Genomic DNA, 19014 nt, shown 5'->3' with positions numbered 1-19014 from the left:
CCGGAATCTCGAGGTTCCGGGTTCGTGCTTCGCACGCCCCGGAACGACAAATGGTGGGAGGTCGCATCATCAGCGCAGCTTCAGCGTGGAGAGGCCGGCCAGCGCCAGCATCACCGCGATGATCCAGAACCGGATCACGATCTGCGGCTCGGTCCAGCCCTTCTGCTCGAAATGATGGTGCAGCGGCGCCATTCGGAACACGCGCTTGCCCGTCAGCTTGAACGACGCGACCTGCACGATGACCGAGACCGCCTCCAGCACGAACAGGCCGCCGATCACCGCGAGCACAATCTCGTGCTTCACCGCGACCGCGATGGCACCCAGCATGCCGCCGAGCGCGAGCGATCCGGTATCGCCCATGAAGATCGAGGCCGGCGGCGCGTTGAACCAGAGGAAGCCGAGGCCTGCGCCGAGCACCGCGCCGCAGAGCACCGCGAGTTCGCCGGTGCCGGCGACATAGTTGATCTGCAGATAGTCCGAGAATACCACGTTGCCGGTCAGATACGAGATCATGCCGAAGCTCGCCGCCGCGATCATGACCGGCACGATGGCAAGGCCATCGAGGCCGTCGGTCAGGTTCACCGCATTGCCGGCGCCGACCATCACGAAGGCGCCGAAGATCACGAAGAACCAGCCGAAATTGATCACGGTATCCTTGAAGAACGGGATCGCAAGCGAGGTCGAGGACACGTCGCGCCCGAGCCGGACCAGCGCATAGCAGGCGGCGAGCGCGATCACCGCCTCGATCAGCAGCCGCAGCTTGCCGGCGAAGCCGTTGTGTGACTGCTTTGTGACCTTCAAATAGTCGTCATAGAAGCCGACAAAGCCGAAGCCGAGCGTCACCGCCAGCACGATCCAGACATAGGGGTTGAGCGGATTGGCCCAGAGCAGCGTCGACACCACCAGACCCGACAGGATCATCAGGCCGCCCATGGTCGGCGTGCCCTTCTTGGAGATCAGATGCGACTGCGGGCCGTCGGTGCGGATCGGCTGGCCCTTGCCCTGCCGCAGCCGCAGATGATCGATGATCCAGGGCCCGAACAGGAACACGAACAGCGCGCCCGTCACCATCGCCCCGCCGGTGCGGAACGTGATGTAGCGGAACACATTCAAACCGCTGCGGAATGCCCCGAAACCTGGAACGGTATTGGAGAGATCAATCAGCCAGTAAAACATTCAAAAAGCCCTATACCGCTTCTTCGTGCGCGGCTTTGCCGGGGAAACGCTTTTCCAGCGCGCTGACGATGATTTTCATCTTCGAACCCAGCGATCCCTTGACCATGATCGCGTCACCGGCGCGGACCGCGGCGACCGCCTGCGCCTCAAGCGCCGCCGAACTCTCGGCATAGCCTCCCCGCTTGCCGCTGGAAAGGGCATCCCACAGATTCCGCATCAGCGGACCACAACAATATACGAGATCGACACGGTTGGCGGTGATGGCCTCGAGCACGCCGTGGTGCAGCGCGGGACCGGTCGGCCCGAGTTCGAGCATATCGCCGAGAACGGCGATGCGGCGGCCGTGCGGGCCGATCCGGGCCTGGCCAAGTACGTTGAGCGCAGCCGCCATCGAAGCCGGATTGGCGTTGTAGCTTTCGTCGATCAGCGTCGCCTCGCCCTGGCCGACCTCGAGCGCGCGGCGGACGCCGCGTCCCGACGGCGCCTCGAGTTGCGACAGCGACAGCGCCGCGCGCGCGATGTCGGCGCCGAGCAGCGAGGCGCCCGCCAGCACGGCCAGCGAATTCATCGCCATGTGGCGGCCGGGCATGCCGAGCTTGTAGGTAATGTCGTGGTCAAGAATGTCGGCATGCACCGCCGAGCAGGTCGCATGCAGCGAGACGTCGATCAGCCGCGCCTCGGATTTCTTGTGGGTCCCGAACGTGACGATACGGGAGATGCCGGCCTTTTTGGCGCGCCGCTGCAGCCGCGCGAACTGCGCATTGTCGCGGTTGAGCACGACCGCGCCGCCGGGCTCGACGCCTGTAAAAATCTCCGCCTTGGCATCCGCGATCGCCTCGATGCCGGCGAAGAATTCCAGATGCACCGGCTCGACCGTGGTGACGATGGCGACATGCGGCCGCACCATCTTGACCAGCGGCGTGATCTCGCCAGCATGGTTCATGCCGATCTCGAACACCGCAAAGCGTACGTCCGCCGGGCAGCGCGCCAGCGACAGCGGCACGCCCCAATGGTTGTTGAACGAGGCAGCGGAGACATGCGTTTCGCCCTGCGCCGAAAGCACGCAGCGCAGCGCCTCCTTGGTCGAGGTCTTGCCGACCGAGCCGGTCACCGCGATGATCTGCGCGCCGAGCCGCGCGCGCGAGGCATGCGCCAGCTCGACCAGCGCGGCGAGCACGTCATCGACAACGAGCAGCGGCGCATCGGCGGGAAATTTGGTGCGTTGCGCGGCCTCGACAACCGCGAGCCCGGCGCCGGCCTTCAGCGCGGCCTCGACAAAATTGTGGCCGTCATGGACGTCGCCCTTGATCGCGAAATAGGCCTCGCCGCGCCCGATGGTGCGGCTGTCGATCGAGAGACCAGTGACGCCCTCCGGCAGCGCGCCTTGGGTGGCGGCGCGTATCGCCTGCGCCATCGCATCCGACGTCCACAATAGTTTGCTCATGCGCCCCTCGCTGCGAGTGCGGCAGCCACCGCATCGTGATCGCTGAACGGCAACGTCGTGTCGCCAATGATCTGCCCGATCTCGTGGCCCTTGCCGGCGACCAGCAGCGCATCGCCGGGCTCAAGCTGCGCGATGCCGGCGCGGATCGCCTCGGCGCGATCGCCGATCTCCCGCGCGCCCTTCGCAGTCGCAAGGATGGCGGCGCGGATCGCTTCCGGTTTCTCGCTGCGCGGATTGTCGTCGGTGACGATGACGGTATCGGCGTTCTCGGCCGCGATTGCGCCCATGATCGGGCGCTTGCCGGCATCGCGGTCGCCGCCGGCGCCGAAGATCACGACAAGCTTGCGTTTTGCATAGGGCCGCAGCGCCTGTAGCGCCTTGGCGAGCGCATCGGGCTTGTGCGCGTAATCGACGAAGATCGGCGCGCCATTGCGTTCGCCGACGTGTTCCAGCCGGCCCTTGGCGCCTTCGAGATGTTCGAGGCTGCCAATGACGTCGTCCGCGACGCTGCCGGTGCCGATCGCAAGGCCGGCTGCGACCAGCGCGTTCTCGATCTGGAATTCGCCGACCAGCGGCAGCCGGATCGTGTGCGTGCGGCCGCGATGTTCGATCACGAGCGTCTGCGCAAAGCCCTTGATCGTGGCGTCGACCAGCCGAATGCCATCACCGGCACCGTCCGCGTTGCGACCGACCGCGATGATCCGGAGTTTTCGCGCACGCGCTGTATCGACTACGGCCTGCGAGCAATCATGATCGGCCGAGATGACGGCGGCGCCGCCGTCGTCGACGAGGTCGCGGAACAGCCGCAGCTTTGCATTGAGGTAATGCGCGACGTCAGGATGATAATCCATGTGGTCGCGCGACAGATTGGTGAAGCCGCCGGCGGCGATGCGCACGCCGTCGAGACGGTACTGGTCGAGGCCATGCGAGGAGGCCTCGAACGCCAGATGGGTGACGCCGTCGGCCGCGATCTCGTCGAGCTGGCGATGCAGCGCGATTGGATCGGGCGTGGTCAGCGAGCCGTAGACGGTGCGCTTGTCCGACACCAGGCCGATGGTGCCGATGCTCGCGGACGTGAGGCCGAGCCGCTGCCATATCTGGCGCGTGAAGGCCGCGACCGAGGTCTTGCCGCTGGTGCCGGTCACCGCCGCGATCGTCTGCGGCTGCCGCGGATAGAATTTTGCCGCCGCCAGCGCCAGTGCGCGGCGCGCATTCGTCGTAATGACGAAGGGCACGCGGGCCTCGCCTTGCGGCAGATGGTCGCTGGCGACGGCGACCGCGCCGGCCTTGATCGCAGCATCGATGAAGCGCGCGCCGTCGGTCCTGCTGCCGGTCAGCGCAAAGAACAGATCGCCCGGCTTCACCGCGCGGCTGTCGACCGCAAGTCCGCCGACGACAACAATATCGGCACTCGGATCGATCGTGGCGTCATCGCTGAAGAGGTCGCGAAGTCTCATGATCTTCCAGTTGGCTGGCGCTGCTGACGCCGTGGTTCGAGCATGAACGTTTCCGGATCATGCTCCGGGGTACGCCTTACTGGGTTGTCCTGGATGCCGCAAGAATAAGGCGGTCGGACGGCGGCAGGTCGAATCGCGGTTCGATGCCCAAAAGCGGCGCAATTCTGGCGATCACCTTGCCCCCGGTCGGCACCGCGTTCCAGCCCGAGGTGATGAAGCCGTAGGTCTCCTTCAGCGACTGCGGTTCGTCCAGCATGATCAGAAGCTGGTATTTCGGATTGTCAGCCGGCAGGATCGCGGTGAAGGCCGTGAGCACCTTCTTCTTGGCGTAGCGGCCGTTGATGACCTTTTCGGCCGTGCCGGTCTTGCCGCCGATATAATAGCCTTTCACATCGGCCTTCCGCGCGGTGCCGACCTCGGCATTCAGCCGCATCAGGAACCGCATCTTCTCGCTGGTTTCAGGCTTGATGACCCGCTTGGCGATCGCCATCGCTTCCTGCTCGGTGCGCTTCATGAAGGTCGGCGGAATCAGATAGCCGCCATTGACCAGCGCATCGATGCCCATCACCGCCTGCAGCGGGGCCACCGCGACACCATGGCCGAACGCGATCGTCACCGTGTTCAGTTCGCTCCAGCGTTTCGGCAGGATCGGCGAAGCGCTCTCTGGCAGCTCGGTGCGCAGCCGATCGAGTTGGCCCATCTTGCGCAGAAATGCCTTATGCGCCTCGACGCCCTGCGACAGCGCGATGCGCGCCGCGCCGACGTTGGACGAAAACGTGAAGACCTCCTTCATGCTGATGAAGCGGCCCTTCGGCTCGTCGTCATGGATCGTGAACTTGCCGTAGTGCAGCGGCCCGCGCGCGTCCCACAGCGAGTTGAGATCGGATTTGCCGGAATCCAGCGCCATCGCCAGCGTGAACGCCTTGAAGGTCGAACCCATCTCGTAGACGCCGGTGGTCAAGCGATTGATGCGATCGGGGTCGTGCGCTTCTTTCGGATCGTTTGGGTCGAAGTCGGGCAGCGACACCATCGCAACGATTTCGCCGGTCCTGACATTGGAGACCAGGCCTGAGGCCGCCTTGGTGTGGAATTTTTCCTTGGCCTTGAGCAGTTCGTCGCGCAGCGCGTGCTCGACACGCAGGTCGACCGACAGCTCGATCGGCTTTTGCAGCCGGTCGGTGGCGAAGCCCGCGCGATGCAGATCGGCCAGACCGTTATTGTCCAGCCACTTCTCCATGCCGGCGATGCCCTGGTTGTCGATATTGACCAGGCCGATCAGATGGGCGACTTCCGAGCCGGTCGGATAGACGCGCTTGTTCTCGCGCACGAAGCCGATGCCGGGAATGCCGAGGCGATGGATGTCGAGCTGCTGCTTCGGCGTGATCTCGCGCTTCAGCCAGACGAAGCCCTTGCGCGACGCCACGCGGTCGCGGACCTCGCCGGTGTCGAGATCGGGCAAGGTCGCGGTGAGAAGCTCGATCGCCTCGTCCTTGTCGATGATGCGGCGCGGTTCGGCGAACAGGCTCGGCGCCTTGACGTCGGTGGCGAGGACCGCGCCGTTGCGGTCGATGATATCGGGCCGCGCGGTCGCGATCGCGTCCTGAGAGGCGGCGCGGCGCGCGCCGTGGCTGTCGGCGCCGACCGCGAACAGCACGAGGCGTCCGGCAAGCACGGCATAGATGGCGGCAAAGGCCAGGATCGCGAAGCCGACGCGCGCGCGCGCCTTCGCGGCACGGTCGACATTGCGCCCGTACAGCAAGGTGCGGATCAGCCGCTGGCGCCAGGGCTCAGTGGGCTTCCCGGCGGGCTTTTTGGCGGTTGCCGGATCGGTCATTGCTGATCCGGTCATTGCTGGTCTCCCGGGTCCTGCTCGGGCTCTGCCGCTTGTGCCGGCTGCTGCGTCGCGGGCGCGGCAATCGAGCCGGTCGCGCTGTCCGGCTCGGCGGCGGCCTCGATGGTGTCGAGCATCGCGCCGATCGGATCGCGTGCGCCGGGCCGGGTGAAGTTCGGCGGCCGCTCGGGCAGGTTCTTCAGGCTGTCGTACTGGTTGGCATTGACCGGCTTGAGCGGCAGATGCCGCTCGGCAAGGCCCTGCAGCCGTAACGGCGCGTCGAGCTTGGCCCATTGCGCGCGCAGCGTCGCGATCGCGTCGCGCTGCTCGCGAATCTCCGCATTCAGCCGCAGCACGCGCTCGACGCGCGCCGTCGATTCCATCTTGATGCGATAGACGTAGGACGCCGCGAAGATCAGCATGCCGATAACGAGGATATGGAGGATGCGCATGTCAGCCTCCCCGCATCACATCGGCGAGACGCGGCCATGACGGCAAGGTGTTCGCCTCGTGCACCGGCGCGTCGGTCCGTTCGGCGGCGCGCAGCTTTGCCGACCGCGACCGCGGATTGGCTGCGACCTCGGCATCATCTGCTGTGACCGGGCGCTTGGTCAGGATCTGGAAGCTCGGCGCTGATTGCGCGACCTCGGGCCGATGCCGCGATCCGGTACTTGCCTTGCCGCGCGCGATGAAGAAATTCTTGACGATGCGGTCTTCCAGCGAATGGAACGACACTACGACAAGCCGGCCGCCCGGCTTCAGCACGCGTTCTGCGGCCGACAGCGCCAGATGCAGCTCGTCGAGCTCTTCATTGACGAAGATGCGCAGCGCCTGGAAGGTCCGCGTCGCCGGATGGATCTCGTTCGGCTTGGCGCGCACCACCTTGGCGACGATGCCGGCGAGCGCTTCGGTCGTCGTGATCGGCGCCTCTTTCCGCGCAGCCACGATGGCGCGCGCGACGCCGCGCGAATGGCGCTCCTCGCCGAAGATGTAGATGATGTTGGCGAGATCGCTCTCGGAGGCCTTTGCGACCACGTCGGCGACGGTCGGTCCGCTCTGCGCCATCCGCATGTCGAGCGGGCCGGCGAGCCGAAACGAAAAGCCGCGCGCCGCCTGGTCGATCTGCATCGAGGAGACGCCGACGTCCATCACGACGCCGTCGACCGCCTCCAACCCCTGCGTGGCGCAGACATCGGCGAGATTGGAGAAGCGGTCCTCGACCAGCGTCAGGCGGCCGTCGGAACCATCGACCAGATCGAATCCATCAAGGATCGCGGTGCGGTCGCGGTCGATGCCGATCACGCGTGTACCGGCAATATCGAGGATCGCGCGGCTGTAGCCGCCGGCGCCGAAGGTGGCATCGACATAAATACCGCCGATGCGCGGCGCGAGAAAATCCACCGCCTCGCGGCCAAGTACGGGAACATGACGGGCATGCGCGCTCATGCGCCGCCCCCGACCGGGACTGCGCGGATCAGATCGAAAATGGACGCGCGCAGGCTCATTGCGCCTCGAATCCTCGCGCCTTGCCAGGCTGTTCCGGTCAGAAAGCCGCTGCGAGATGCGTGCGCTGGTTCCCATCGTCGGCGGCAAACCCTGATGTCCGACCGGAATTTGCTGGGCTTCCATGGAATTTCGCGCAAAAGCGGACCTCGCCGTCCCCAAACCGGTTCGGCTCTTCACCCCTCAGTAACGGCACTTAGCGTTAAGAAAACGTTGATGATCCGTTAGCGGAATCCGGTGCCTTTTAGCCATTCCCTGTTAGCCGTTCCCTGGGTGATGCGCTCGGCACACACCCCGGCAAAAAATGCGCCTGATGGAACCGGCGGACGATTGCGCGGGGCACAGGGTAAAGGAATAGTAAACGCATATCGTTTACCAATCGTATTACCGCTCATATTGCCGCTCTCTTGCCGGGTTTAGGTTATCCAATGGCATCTGGTGCCGACTCTGATTCGAAGCGTCAACGCGCCCTTCCCATTCCAAGGGCTGTTGCCGACATGAAGACGTTCACGCCCGATTCCTCGATCGCCTCGGACGTGATTCCGTCGACGAATTTCGGCGAGCGCGCCGGCGGCCGGCAGCCCGACATGATCGTGCTGCACTACACCGGGATGCCCGATGTCGAGGGCGCGATCGCGCAGCTCGTTACCGCCGGCACCGAAGTCTCCGCGCACTACATCGTGCTCGAGGACGGCCGCATCGTGCAGAGCGTACCCGAGAGCAAGCGCGCCTGGCATGCCGGCGTATCGCATTGGGCCGGCGAAGACGACATCAACTCCTGCTCGATCGGCGTCGAGATCATCAACCGCGGCCACGACTGGGGCTATCCAGATTTTCCGCTGCGCCAGATCGCAGCGGTGATCGCGCTGTGCCGCGGCATCATGCTGCGGCGCAAGGTGCCCTCGCATCGCGTGCTCGGCCATTCGGACGTGGCGCCTGGCCGCAAGAAGGATCCCGGCGAGAAATTCCCGTGGCATTCGCTGGCCAATTCCGGCGTCGGCCACTGGGTGCAGCCGGCGCCGCTCGTGCGCGGCGACGCGCTGAAGTTGGGCGCGATCAGCGACGACGTCGCCAAGATGCAGACGGCGTTCGCGCGCTACGGCTACGGCATCCCGACCCACGGCAAGTTCGACGGTCCGACGATGGAGGTGATCACCGCCTTCCAGCGCCACTTCCGCCCCGAACGCGTCGACGGCGCCGCCGACTACTCCACCATGGCGACGCTGCACGCGCTGCTGGCGAGCCTGCCGGAAGATGCGGTGATGCCGGTGGTGGCTACGAAGTAGGCAAGCGACAGCCTCTCCACCGTCATTGCGAGCCAACGGGTCGCGCGAACGCGCGCTCGATGACATGCTCCGCGAAGCAATCCATGCCTCGCCTCGGGAACAGATGGATTGCTTCGTCCCTTCGCTCCTCGCAATGACGGCGGAGACGTCTCGCTCACTCCATCTCCGCGATCCTTCGGGCATAGAGCCGGCGCAGCGGCTCGAGTTGCGTCGCCGCGCTCGCCGCCAGATACGCCTGCCGCGCCTCCGGCTTCCGGCCAAGCCGGCGCAGCAGGTCGGCGCGCACCGCGGGAAGCTGGTCGTAGCCCTTCAAGGTGCCGCGCGCGGCCAGCGCATCGATCAGATCGAGGGCGCGCGCCGGGCCGTCGACCATCGACACCGCGGCGGCGTGGTTGAGTTCGATCACCGGCGACGGGCTGATCCGCAGCAGCACCTCGTAGAGGCCGGCGATCTGCGGCCAGTCGGTATCTTTATAATTGGGCGCCCGCGCATGCAGCGCGGCGATTGCGGCCTGCACCGCGTAGGATTGCGGCCGGCCCGGCATAGTCAGCGCTTGCTCGACCAGCTTGAGACCTTCGGCGATCTGCTGAAAATCCCACAGCGTGCGGTCCTGCTCCTCGAGCAGCACGATATCGCCGCCCTCGGTCTGTCGACCGGCGCGGCGCGCATCATGCAGCAGCATCAGCGCCAGCAGGCCCTTGATCTCGCCACGTGCAGGGACCAGCGCATCGAGCAGGCGCGCCAGCCGGATCGCTTCGCGCGCCAGATCCGGCCGCATCAGATCCGCGCCGGCCGTCGCGGCGTAGCCTTCGGTGAAGACGAGATAGATTACCGCGAGCACACCGGTGAGCCGCGGCTGCAGCGCCTCGCGCTCCGGCACCTCGTAGGGAATGCCGGCAAGCTTGATCTTCTGCTTGGCGCGCAACAGCCGCTGCGCCATCGCGTCTTCGCTGGCGAGGAAGGCGCGCGCGACCTGCCCGGTCGTGAGGCCGCAGACCGTGCGCAAGGTCAGCGCGACCTGAACCTCCACGGCAAACGACGGATGGCAGCAGGTGAAGATCAGCCGCAGCATGTCGTCGTCAAGCGTCGCATCGGACGGTTCGGCCGACGGTGCCGCATCGAGCAGCAACTGATGCGTCAGCTCCTGCTCCTTGCCGCGAAATGTCACCGCGCGCCTGACACGGTCGATCGCCTTGTTACGGCCAACATTGACCAGCCAGGCGCGCGGATTGGACGGCAGTTCACCGATCGGCCAGCGCTCCAGCGCCACCGCGACCGCATCCTGCAGGGAATCTTCGGCGAGATCGAAATCGCCGACGAGGCGGATCAGCGTGGCCAGCGCCCGCCCCGCCTCGTCACGGAATATTTTTTCGATGTCGCTCGGGGTCATGGGCTTCCACACTGTCATTCCGGGGCGTCCGAAGGACGAACCTCAGATGCGCAATTGCGCATCGGGGAATCTCGAGGTTCTCAGGTGCGCAATTGCGCACCATAGTTCACGCTTCGCGCGCCCCGGAACGACGACGCGTCAATTGTAGATCATCACCGGCCGGACCTCGATCGAGCCGGTCTTGGCGCCGGGGATCCGCGCGGCGAGGCCGAGCGCGGTGTCGAGATCCTTGGCGTCGACCAGATAGTAGCCGCCGAGCTGCTCGCGGGTTTCCGCGAACGGACCATCCGTCGTCAGCGTCTTGCCGTCGCGGACCCGCACCGTGGTCGCGGTCGTCACGGGCTGCAGCCCGTCACCGGCCTTGAAATGGCCGCTCTGGATGATGGACTGGGTGTAGGCCCCGTATTCGGCCGTCACTTGCTTGCGGTCTTCAGCGGTCATGCCGCCATATTCCGCGTCGCTCCGATAGATCAACAACAGGTACTGCATCTGACATCTCCTTGTGATCGGCTGGATCGCCGACACCCAGTCGAACGGGCGACCGGCAAAACGACATCTTCAGGATAGTTTATTTTGGTCCCCTTTTGCGGTCCGTTATCCGCTTGACGGATCGCGCGGAAACCCCCATGCCATGGGCGTCAGTCGGCCGGACGGCCGCTCCCGCAAGTGTCGAAAGGCCGCGGGGGAGGAAAGTCCGGGCTCCATCGACATGCGGTGCCGGATAACGTCCGGCGGGGGCGACCCCAGGGAAAGTGCCACAGAGAACGAACCGCTCCCTCCTCGGAGGAAGTAAGGGTGAAAAGGTGCGGTAAGAGCGCACCGCGTGTCCGGCAACGGAGACGGCATGGCAAACCACACCGGGAGCAAAACCGAATAGGGACGGCAACGCGGTCAGTTCGCGCACGCGCGATAACACCGCAGGGCGATGTCAGGCTCGCCGTCCGGGTAGGTTGCTCGAGGCAAGGTGCAAACCTTGTCCCAGAGGAATGGCCGTCACGTACCATTCGCAAGAATGGTGCCCTACAAAACCCGGCTTACAGGCCGGCTGATGCTTCTACCATGAAGGGCTCGGCGCACCACGCCGGGCCCTTCGCCTTTATGGCGGTGCCGGCGTCGCATCCTCGCGCTGTAAAGGAGCCGGCCTTTTTGGTAGATTGCCGAACCGGCGTTTGCTCATGAGGATAAAAGGCTTGGAGGACAAAAGGCATGACCTATTTTGATCTCGGGCCGTACAGCCGCAAAGTCACCACATCGTCGCCTGACGCGCAGCTTTGGTTTGACCGAGGACTGAACTGGGTGTTCGGCTTCAACCATGCCGAGGCGATCAAGTGCTTCCAGAAGGCGCTCGCGCACGATGCCGAATGCGCGATGGCGCATTGGGGCATCAGCTACGCCGCGGGACCCAACTACAATTTGCCCTGGGTTCGCTATGACGCGCAGGGACGGCAGATGGCGCTGTCGGCATCTTACGACGCGATGCAGCAGGCGCTCGCGCATGCCGGGAAAGCAAGTCCGGTCGAACAGGCGCTGATCAAGGCCCTGCCCGCGCGCTATCCGCAGCGCGAGGCGGTCGAGGACATGGCGCCGTGGGACAAGGCCTATACGAAAGAAATGCGCAAAGTCTTCGCAGCCTTTCCCGACGATCTCGAGGTCCGCGCGGTCTTTGCCGAATCCATCATGAACGAGACCCCGTGGCAGATGTGGGACCTGCCCTCCGGCAAGCCCGCCGCGGAAGCCGGCACCGAGGAATGCAGGGCGGTCCTTGAACAGGCGTTCGAACGCATTCCGGCGGCATGGAACCACCCGGGGCTGCTGCACCTCTATGTCCACCTGATGGAGATGTCGCCGTTCCCGCAGCGCGCACTGCGGGTCGGCGACCGGCTACGCGAGATCGCGCCCGACTGCGGTCACCTGATCCACATGCCGACTCATCTCGATGTGCTGTGCGGGCAATACAACGACGTCCTGCTCTACAATCAGAAGGCGCTAAAGACCGACCGCAGGTTCCTTGCCTATTCCAGTGATCCCGGCGTCTACCTGGTCTACGTCATCCACAACTTCCACTTCGCGATCTACGGCGCGATGTTCCTCGGCCAGTACACGCCTGCGATCGCGGCAGCCGAGGAGCTGATCGCGACAGTCCCCGAGCCGGTGTTGCGCGTCGCATCGCCGCCGATGGCTGATTTCCTCGAGGGCTATCTGACGATGAAGCAGCACGTTCTGGTGCGCTTCGGCAAATGGCGGGAGATCATCGAACAAAAATTGCCTAGGGATCGCGACCTCTACTGCTCGGTGACCGCGATGATCCATTACGCCAAGGCGGTCGCGCATTCGGCGCTTGGCAATGTCACGGAGGCCGAGGCAGAGAAGGATCTGTTCGCGGCGGCGAAGATCCGCGTGCCCGAGAGCCGCCTCGTCCACAACAACAAGGTTGTGAACCTGCTCAACGTCGCCGAGGCGATGCTGAACGGGGAGCTGGACTACCGCAAGGGCGACCATGACGCTGCGTTCGCGCAGCTGCGCAAGTCAGTGGAGCTCAGCGACGCCTTGCCCTATGACGAGCCCTGGGGATGGATGCAGCCGCCCCGCCATGCGCTCGGCGCGTTGCTGCTCGAGCAGGGCCGCCTCGAGGAGGCCGAGGCGGTCTACCGTTCCGATCTCGGTCTTGATGGCAGGCTGAGCCGGGCCTGCCAGCATCCCGATAATCTGTGGTCGCTGCACGGGCTGCATGAATGCCTGGTTCGCCGCGGCGAAAAAGTCGAGAGCGCTCTCATCAGTCAGCGGCTCGATCTCGCGCAAGCGCGCGCGGAGATCCAGATCAAGGCCTCCTGCTTCTGCCGCCGGACGGCGTTGGCGGCGTAGACCATGATGAATTCAGGTTAAATCAGTCGCGCGGCAAACCAGAGCGTTTTCGAGCGAAGTGGACACCGGTTCGCGTCAAGAAAACGCGTCAAAACAAGAATCTAGAGCTTCGGTTCTGATTCAATCAGAACCGAAAGTGCTCTAGGACGCGGACTCAATCAGGCTGGTGGAAGGGCTGCGCGCTCAACGTTTCGGGGTGCGCCCGCGGATGTGGTCAAAGCCTTGCTTGATTGCGGCGAAGCGCGCTTCGATCATCGGCTCAAATTCGAGGTCGGTGAAGATATATGGCAAGTCCTTTTCGACGCCTTCGCGGACGAGTTCACCGACATAGTTGGGTTCTATGCCCTGAGAGATGCGTTCCCGAAGCATATTGATCCACTCGGCACGTGGGCCCGAAGTCGGCAAGGCAGGGAGCGCCCCCTCGAAGCGCTTGGGGAGATTGCGTCTTGAGTCCACGATTTGAGTGCGGATGAACCCGGGACACAGCACCGATACGCCAATCCCTCGGGGCGCGAGTTCACGCCGCAGTCCCTCGGACAGCGCGACAACGCCATACTTGGAGACGTTGTATGCATTGCTCTCCCCTGAAATAAGGCCAGCGATCGAGGCTGTGGAGACGATGTGTCCACCCTCGCCATGCTGCTCGATCAAAGGCCCGAAAATCTCGATCCCCCAAATGGTCGCCATCAGGTTGACGCCCATGGTCCAGTTCCACGCCGCCTCGGTCCAGGCGCCATAAGGCCCACCGCCGCCGACGCCTGCGTTGTTGACGAGGATATGCACCTTGCCGTAGCGGGCAGTCGTGGCTTCGGCGGCCGCCACGAGTTCGGCTTTGAGTGAAACGTCCGCTTTCACGCCGTCGACATCGACGTTGGTGAGCCTCAGTTGCTTGAGCGCTGCGGACAGAGCCACTTCTTCAATGTCGCAAAGCATGACTTTCGCCCCCGCTTGGGCGAAGGCGGTCGCGATCCCCAGTCCAATGCCTGACGCTGCACCGGTCACGAACACAGTCTTTCCAGCGAGTTCCTTCACGCGCATTCTCCCCCGTGCAAGCGGACACCCTCGCCCCAAAACGCCAAGTGTCACCGGACGCCATATGACCGCACTTTCAAGCGATTGGGAAGCGTGCGGGATGTCCGCTCTTGGCCCTTCGCGTCTTTTGCTGCGCCAGCACAAAGGTGGTCGCTGTTGGAGCGAAGCAGACGTAGTCGAAATTTATGAGTACGCGCCCTAGCTGCACCTTCCCGCTTGCGAGGGAGGGAGCGCACCGCCTTCGCGACGACGATTCAACGCAATCTCATCGCTTTAGCCGTTCGCCGCCAATCAGGCTACGATCGTCTCCAGCAGCGCCATCAGCGCCTCGGGCGCGGTGACATTCGGCGAATGGCTGGCGTCGATGTCGAACGCGCGCCATCCGGCCTCGGCTCTGGCGCGCTTGGCAAATTGGCCGAACGTGTCAGACGGCGTGGCGCGGGTCGCGTAGATGTAGCTGCGCGGCAGGGTCGGCTCGCCATATTGCAGCTTCAATTTCTGCTCGAAGCATTTGATCGGCATGTTGACGCGGCGCGGGGTCAGCCATTCGATATCGGCAGCCGAGGTGTCCGGCGGGATCGATATCGGCGGGACGCGCCAGCCGTCGCCATTCCGCGCCGCCTCCCGCATCTGCGCGACGGCGGGCTCGAACAGGTCGAACAGCGATTGGCCGTCGCGCGGCACGAAAGCATCGATATAGATCAGTTGCGCGACGCGGGCGCGTGCGCGATCGGCCACACCGGCTGCGACCATGCCGCCATAGGAGTGGCCGACCAGCACGATGTCGCTGATGTCTTCATATGTAAACGTCCTGGATGTGGGCCTCGAGATCGAGCGACTGGGTGGCAAGATGCGCCCGCTCGCCGAGCCCGGTGTAGCTCGGCGTGATCAGCCGGTGCCCGGCAGCCCGCATCAAAGGATGCATCTTCTTCCACGCCCATCCCGCCGACCAGGCGCCGTGACAGACCAGAAAGGTTTTGGACGAACTCGCAGTCATGGAGACGCTTCCATTTCGATTGTCGTTGAAGGTTCGCGATTTCGAAGTGTACCCGCCGCCAACGTCGTGTAAACGTCGCAATAAACACACCCGTGTCGCGATAAGCACACCCGTCGTTCCAGGGCGCATCGCCTGGCATGACAACAGAAAGACAACGATGACCGCAGCGAGCTATGCGCTTCTGTTCTTCGGCGCGCTGGCCGGCGGCTTCGTCTCCGGCCTCGCCGGATTCGGCACCGCGCTGATGGCGCTCGGCATCTGGCTCTATGTGCTGCCGCCGACGCTCGCAGTACCGCTGGTGCTGATCTGCTCTGTGATTGCGCAGGTCTCGACGCTGCCGTCGATCTGGAAGACGATCGATTTCCGCCTGGTCCTGCCCTTTATTGTCGGCGGCCTTGCCGGCGTACCGATCGGCATCCTGCTGGTCGCCCGCGCCGACCCGACCGTCTTCAAGCTGACCATCGGCATCTTCCTTCTGGTATTTCCGATCGCGCTGTTCCTGCAGCGCAAGCCGATGTCGATCAGCTTTGGCGGCAAATGGGCCGACGGTGCGATCGGATTTGCCGGCGGCATCCTCGGCGGGCTCGCGGGACTGTCCGGCCCGCTGCCGATCCTGTGGGCGAGCGTGCGCGGCTGGGGCAAGGAGCAGCGCCGCGGCGTGTTCCAGACCTTCAACTTCACGATCCTGGCCGTCGCGCTCTGCGTCCAGATCGGAAGCGGCCTGGTAAAGCCAGAGATCGTCTGGCTGACGATCTGCGCATTTCCGGGAACGCTGCTCGGCGCCTGGCTCGGCGCACGGGTCTACCACGCGCTGAACGACCGCAATTTCTCCGACGTCGTGCTGGTGCTGCTGTTCCTGTCCGGTGTCGGACTGGTGTGGAGCGGAATTGCTCCGAGATAGCGCGCGCATAGCCGCCATGTGCTCCGAGCACGTTGCTTGTCGAAGCCCCGACAAAGCAGCTAACCACCTAAACTATGTCCACTTCCCATTCGCGCGAACGTCTCGGCCTGCTGCTCGGCTTTGTCGGCATGGTGATCTTCGGCGGCACGCTGCCGGGCACACGGCTTGCGGTCTCGGCGATTGATCCGGCTGCACTGACCGCGATCCGGGCCGCGATCGCCGGCGTCTGTTCGCTGGCGGTGCTGATCGCGTTGCGGCGTCCGCTGCCACCGCGCGTGCTATGGCCGCAACTGCTGCTGACGATGGTCTGCGTCGTCGTGCTGTTTCCGCTGCTGATGGCGATGGGCATGCAACGCGTCGACGCCTCGCATGGCGGCGTGGTGTTCGGCGGCATGCCGATCGCAACGGCGCTGGTCGCCGTCGCGGTCACCCATGAGCGTCCGCGACCGCTGTTCTGGATCGCATCACTGGTCGGCGCCGCGCTCGTCGTGGCGTTTGCGCTGCGGCAAGGCGGCGGCACGCTGTCGGTCGGCGACCTGTTCCTGTTCGCCGCCGTCGCGGTCGCAGCGGTCGGCTACGCTTTCTCCGGCAAGCTCACCGCCTCGATGCCGGGCTGGGAGGTCATCAGCTGGGTGCTGGTGATCGCACTGCCGTTCTCGGTGCCGGCCGCGGCTCTGACCATGCCGGCCGATCTTCTCGACATCCCGCTCAAGCCGCTGCTCGGCCTGCTCTATGTCGCGCTGTTCTCGCAGTGGATCGGGTTCTTCGCCTGGAACGCCGGCATGGCGATGGGCGGCATCGCGCGGGTGTCGCAGGTGCAGTTGCTGCAGCCCTTCGTCACCTTCGCGCTTGCCGCCCTGTTCAATGGCGAGACCATCACCTGGCAGATCGTGCTGTTCGCCGCCGCCGTGGTGGCGACGGTGGCGATCTCTACACGGACGCGGGGGCAGAAGGCGCCGCCTCCGGCCCAGCTCGTTCCGGAGTAACTTTACCCCCCGTGGGAAGCCGGTATGTCGAGACGTGCGACCGTGACTCGGCGGTAAATGGCGCGCCGCTCCAATCCGCAGACCTGTTCTCAAGTTCGAAACCGGCCAACTGAGCCATCAAGTCAAGTTCTGCCGGCCAGATGTAGCGATGGGTTGAGCGCACCGAGGTCGCCTGCCGATCATTACCAAATCTGATGTGGTGCGACACCACATGCTGGCTCACCACATCATAGGTGTCCAAGCCGATGTAGCCGGGCTCCGACTGCCAGACGACCGCCTCCACGGTGGGCGGCAATTTGCGCAGTTCAGGGACCCAAAGCTCGATCACGAATCTGCCGCCGGGATCAAGGTGCCGCGCAGCGTTGCGAAAACACTCCACCTGCGCGTCCTGCGTCAACAGGTTCGAGATGGTGTTGTAGACGAGATAGACCAGCGCATAGCGCCCCGGGACCGACGTCGTCGCCATATCACCCATGGCGACCGGTATCTTCGATGCGTCGGCTTTGATGCGCAACTGGTCGATCATCGCCCTCGACATTTCGATGCCCGCCACGGAAACGCCTCGCTCGCTGAGCGGGATGGCGACACGCCCCGTGCCAATGGCAAATTCGAGCGCGCGCCCGCTACCGGCCAGCTCAGCGAGCCGATCAACCGTTGGCCCGAGCAGCTCTGGCGCAAACATTCCGGTGCCAGGGGTGTCGTAGGTTTTGGCCGTCTCGGCGTCCCAGACATCGTCCTTACGCATGCTCCCTCAACGTCGGGCTGGTCGCTTTGACGGGGCTACGGACATCGTCCGGCTCATGTTCGAGGCGTTTGCCGAACTCACGGCGCAGCAGCCACAGGCTCAACGTGGCCTGCAGCGTGGTGGTCGCGATCGACAGATACCAGACGTGCTCGATCCGGAAGCCTGACTGCGTCGAAAGCCAGACCACCGGCACAGCATAGGTGAGCAGGCGCGTCGCCGAACTCACCAGCACCGGCCTGGTGTTGCCGAGCCCCTGGAACATGCAGTTGCAAGTGAAGACCAGCCCCTGCGCCACGAGATTGAGCGAGACGAACTGCAGGAACATCGCCGCGACCCCCATGGTCTCCCGATCGTTCGAGAAGTTGCCGAGCAGCCATTCGGGCTTGCATTGCGCCAGGATCGTGAAAGCACCCATCACAATGGTGGCGAGCGCCGCCGCCTTGACGAACGTCTCCCGCACGCGCGCGAAATTCCCGGCGCCGAAGTTCTGGCCGGCGATTGGACCTGCGGCGAGCGCGACCGCGAGCGCCGGCATCTGGATCAGGCCGAGCACGCGCGTGCCGATACCGAATCCGGCCTGCGCCGCCGGGCCGAAATCGCGCAACACATAATAGATCACGCCCATCCAGGCGAAGATGATCGCGAACTCGCCGCCGGCCGGCAGGCCGACATCGAGGATGCGCTTCCACACAAGGAGTTGCGGACGCCACTGTGCGGAATCGAAGCCGACATAGCGCTCGAGCATGTGGAAGTACACGAACAGCATCACGACGGCGACCAGCACCGCGATCGAGCTCGCAAGGCCTGCGCCGGCGACGCCGAGCGGATGGCCAGTGCCCCAGCCGGCGATCAGGACCGGCGCCAGCGCGATATTGATCAGCACCGCAAGCACCTGCACCAGCATGCTCGGCCGCACGATACCGGTGGCCCGGAGCCCCGACCCCATCACCTGCGTGATGAATTGCAGCGCCAGCGCCGGCATGAACCACAGCAGATAGGTCGTGCCGGCCTCGATGGTGGCCTGGTCGGCGGCAACCGCGCGCATATAAGGACGCGACAGCATGGCGCCCGCGACCAAGGTCAGCAGCCCGCACAGCACCGACAGCACGATGGCCTGGTTGAACACCAGATTGGCGTCGAGCGGGTCCTTGCGTCCGACAGCCTGCGCGATCAGCGCGACCGAACCGACGCCCAGCACCTGCATGAACCCATTGATCAGGAATCCGGCGTTGCCGGCCGCCGCCACGCCGGCGACGGCGGCGTCGCCAAGGCCCGCGACGAAATACAGGTCGACCAGCTGGCAGATCATGATCGTGATCATGCCGACGACGATCGGTGGCGCCATTGCCAGGATGTGGCTCACGATGGAGCCGTGCGTCAGGTCCTTCATTGCAAATCCAATCT

General features: G+C 64.6%; 17 protein-coding genes and 1 other RNA gene. 5 read left to right on the top strand and 13 right to left on the bottom strand.

Annotated elements, in window-relative coordinates:
* Positions 1-69 precede the first annotated feature (69 nt).
* From mraY to rsmH, 6 genes are all read right to left on the bottom strand, one after another.
* A complete protein-coding gene (gene mraY / locus UP10_RS09620) occupies positions 70-1176 on the bottom strand; it encodes a phospho-N-acetylmuramoyl-pentapeptide-transferase (protein ID WP_044536051.1) in 1107 nt (368 codons plus the stop codon).
* Positions 1177-1186: 10 nt separating this feature from the next.
* A complete protein-coding gene (locus UP10_RS09615; RefSeq protein WP_044587075.1) occupies positions 1187-2620 on the bottom strand; it encodes a UDP-N-acetylmuramoylalanyl-D-glutamyl-2,6-diaminopimelate--D-alanyl-D-alanine ligase in 1434 nt (477 codons plus the stop codon).
* Positions 2617-4077 carry a UDP-N-acetylmuramoyl-L-alanyl-D-glutamate--2,6-diaminopimelate ligase gene (locus UP10_RS09610; protein ID WP_044587074.1) on the bottom strand — a complete coding sequence of 487 codons (1461 nt, stop codon included), beginning with the start codon at positions 4075-4077 and terminating at the stop codon, positions 2617-2619. The genes UP10_RS09615 and UP10_RS09610 overlap by 4 nt, the downstream gene beginning before the upstream one ends.
* A 76-nt stretch (positions 4078-4153) precedes the next feature.
* Complete coding sequence (locus UP10_RS09605; RefSeq protein ID WP_044587073.1) at positions 4154-5911, bottom strand: peptidoglycan D,D-transpeptidase FtsI family protein; 1758 nt, start codon at positions 5909-5911, stop codon at positions 4154-4156.
* An 11-nt stretch (positions 5912-5922) separates the two neighbouring features.
* Positions 5923-6360 (bottom strand): cell division protein FtsL, encoded by a 438-nt coding sequence (ftsL, locus tag UP10_RS09600; protein WP_044587072.1) that lies wholly within the window; start codon positions 6358-6360, stop codon positions 5923-5925.
* Position 6361: 1 nt separating this feature from the next.
* Positions 6362-7354: a 16S rRNA (cytosine(1402)-N(4))-methyltransferase RsmH gene (rsmH, locus tag UP10_RS09595; RefSeq protein ID WP_245321700.1), complete on the bottom strand. Its 993-nt coding sequence runs from the start codon at positions 7352-7354 to the stop codon at positions 6362-6364.
* Positions 7355-7839: 485 nt separating this feature from the next.
* Between rsmH and UP10_RS09590 the strand changes: the two genes are divergently transcribed.
* The gene (locus UP10_RS09590; protein WP_082077033.1) at positions 7840-8697 is read left to right on the top strand and encodes an N-acetylmuramoyl-L-alanine amidase; all 858 of its coding nucleotides are present in this window, start codon (positions 7840-7842) and stop codon (positions 8695-8697) included.
* A 154-nt stretch (positions 8698-8851) separates the two neighbouring features.
* Here the strand turns inward: UP10_RS09590 and UP10_RS09585 are convergent, their stop codons facing one another.
* Both UP10_RS09585 and UP10_RS09580 read right to left on the bottom strand, forming a co-directional pair.
* Positions 8852-10087, bottom strand: coding sequence for an RNA polymerase sigma factor (locus UP10_RS09585; protein WP_044587069.1), 1236 nt, complete (start codon positions 10085-10087; stop codon positions 8852-8854).
* 138 nt (positions 10088-10225) lie between these two features.
* Positions 10226-10576, bottom strand: a complete 351-nt coding sequence (locus tag UP10_RS09580; protein ID WP_044587068.1) for a YciI family protein — start codon at positions 10574-10576, stop codon at positions 10226-10228.
* A gap of 149 nt (positions 10577-10725) precedes the next feature.
* Here UP10_RS09580 and rnpB point away from each other — a divergent pair.
* Both rnpB and UP10_RS09575 read left to right on the top strand, forming a co-directional pair.
* Positions 10726-11140: RNase P RNA component class A (gene rnpB / locus UP10_RS42000), an RNA gene on the top strand.
* A 153-nt stretch (positions 11141-11293) separates the two neighbouring features.
* On the top strand, positions 11294-12949 hold the full coding sequence (locus UP10_RS09575; protein WP_044587067.1) for a tetratricopeptide repeat protein: 1656 nt from the start codon (positions 11294-11296) through the stop codon (positions 12947-12949).
* 183 nt (positions 12950-13132) lie between these two features.
* On the opposite strand, the gene UP10_RS09570 is transcribed toward UP10_RS09575, so the two are convergent.
* The 3 genes from UP10_RS09570 to UP10_RS46475 form a co-directional block, all read right to left on the bottom strand.
* A complete protein-coding gene (locus tag UP10_RS09570; RefSeq protein ID WP_245321699.1) occupies positions 13133-13987 on the bottom strand; it encodes an SDR family NAD(P)-dependent oxidoreductase in 855 nt (284 codons plus the stop codon).
* Between the two features lie 285 nt (positions 13988-14272).
* Positions 14273-14761, bottom strand: a complete 489-nt coding sequence (locus UP10_RS09565) for an alpha/beta hydrolase (RefSeq protein WP_349643961.1) — start codon at positions 14759-14761, stop codon at positions 14273-14275.
* Between the two features lie 16 nt (positions 14762-14777).
* Positions 14778-14978 (bottom strand): alpha/beta fold hydrolase, encoded by a 201-nt coding sequence (locus UP10_RS46475; RefSeq protein ID WP_349643960.1) that lies wholly within the window; start codon positions 14976-14978, stop codon positions 14778-14780.
* A gap of 157 nt (positions 14979-15135) precedes the next feature.
* Here UP10_RS46475 and UP10_RS09560 point away from each other — a divergent pair, with 157 nt between their 5' ends.
* Positions 15136-15879, top strand: a complete 744-nt coding sequence (locus UP10_RS09560) for a sulfite exporter TauE/SafE family protein (protein WP_044587066.1) — start codon at positions 15136-15138, stop codon at positions 15877-15879.
* Positions 15880-15953: 74 nt separating this feature from the next.
* The gene (locus UP10_RS09555; protein ID WP_044587065.1) at positions 15954-16865 is read left to right on the top strand and encodes a DMT family transporter; all 912 of its coding nucleotides are present in this window, start codon (positions 15954-15956) and stop codon (positions 16863-16865) included.
* Here the strand turns inward: UP10_RS09555 and UP10_RS09550 are convergent.
* Complete coding sequence (locus tag UP10_RS09550) at positions 16810-17610, bottom strand: class I SAM-dependent DNA methyltransferase (RefSeq protein WP_063775370.1); 801 nt, start codon at positions 17608-17610, stop codon at positions 16810-16812. The two genes, UP10_RS09555 and UP10_RS09550, sit on opposite strands and share 56 nt — an antisense overlap.
* Positions 17603-19000 carry an MATE family efflux transporter gene (locus tag UP10_RS09545; protein WP_044587064.1) on the bottom strand — a complete coding sequence of 466 codons (1398 nt, stop codon included), beginning with the start codon at positions 18998-19000 and terminating at the stop codon, positions 17603-17605. Before UP10_RS09545 ends, UP10_RS09550 begins: the two co-directional genes overlap by 8 nt.
* Between the last annotated feature and the right edge of the window lie 14 nt (positions 19001-19014).

This window comes from Bradyrhizobium sp. LTSPM299, assembly GCF_000938235.1.
Taxonomy (GTDB): domain Bacteria; phylum Pseudomonadota; class Alphaproteobacteria; order Rhizobiales; family Xanthobacteraceae; genus Bradyrhizobium.
Note: the sequence above shows the minus strand (reverse complement) of the source record. Positions and strands in the feature narration are given on the sequence as shown.

Bases quoted from the DNA above. Each gene is read 5' to 3' on its own strand.
- mraY (WP_044536051.1), bottom strand. From the start codon at position 1,176: ATGTTTTACTGGCTGATTGATCTCTCCAATACCGTTCCAGGTTTCGGG.
- UP10_RS09615 (WP_044587075.1), bottom strand. From the start codon at position 2,620: ATGAGCAAACTATTGTGGACGTCGGATGCGATGGCGCAGGCGATACGC.
- UP10_RS09610 (WP_044587074.1), bottom strand. From the start codon at position 4,077: ATGAGACTTCGCGACCTCTTCAGCGATGACGCCACGATCGATCCGAGT.
- UP10_RS09605 (WP_044587073.1), bottom strand. From the start codon at position 5,911: ATGACCGATCCGGCAACCGCCAAAAAGCCCGCCGGGAAGCCCACTGAG.
- ftsL (WP_044587072.1), bottom strand. From the start codon at position 6,360: ATGCGCATCCTCCATATCCTCGTTATCGGCATGCTGATCTTCGCGGCG.
- rsmH (WP_245321700.1), bottom strand. From the start codon at position 7,354: ATGAGCGCGCATGCCCGTCATGTTCCCGTACTTGGCCGCGAGGCGGTG.
- UP10_RS09590 (WP_082077033.1), top strand. From the start codon at position 7,840: ATGGCATCTGGTGCCGACTCTGATTCGAAGCGTCAACGCGCCCTTCCC.
- UP10_RS09585 (WP_044587069.1), bottom strand. From the start codon at position 10,087: ATGACCCCGAGCGACATCGAAAAAATATTCCGTGACGAGGCGGGGCGG.
- UP10_RS09580 (WP_044587068.1), bottom strand. From the start codon at position 10,576: ATGCAGTACCTGTTGTTGATCTATCGGAGCGACGCGGAATATGGCGGC.
- UP10_RS09575 (WP_044587067.1), top strand. From the start codon at position 11,294: ATGACCTATTTTGATCTCGGGCCGTACAGCCGCAAAGTCACCACATCG.
- UP10_RS09570 (WP_245321699.1), bottom strand. From the start codon at position 13,987: ATGCGCGTGAAGGAACTCGCTGGAAAGACTGTGTTCGTGACCGGTGCA.
- UP10_RS46475 (WP_349643960.1), bottom strand. From the start codon at position 14,978: ATGACTGCGAGTTCGTCCAAAACCTTTCTGGTCTGTCACGGCGCCTGG.
- UP10_RS09560 (WP_044587066.1), top strand. From the start codon at position 15,136: ATGACCGCAGCGAGCTATGCGCTTCTGTTCTTCGGCGCGCTGGCCGGC.
- UP10_RS09555 (WP_044587065.1), top strand. From the start codon at position 15,954: ATGTCCACTTCCCATTCGCGCGAACGTCTCGGCCTGCTGCTCGGCTTT.
- UP10_RS09550 (WP_063775370.1), bottom strand. From the start codon at position 17,610: ATGCGTAAGGACGATGTCTGGGACGCCGAGACGGCCAAAACCTACGAC.
- UP10_RS09545 (WP_044587064.1), bottom strand. From the start codon at position 19,000: ATGAAGGACCTGACGCACGGCTCCATCGTGAGCCACATCCTGGCAATG.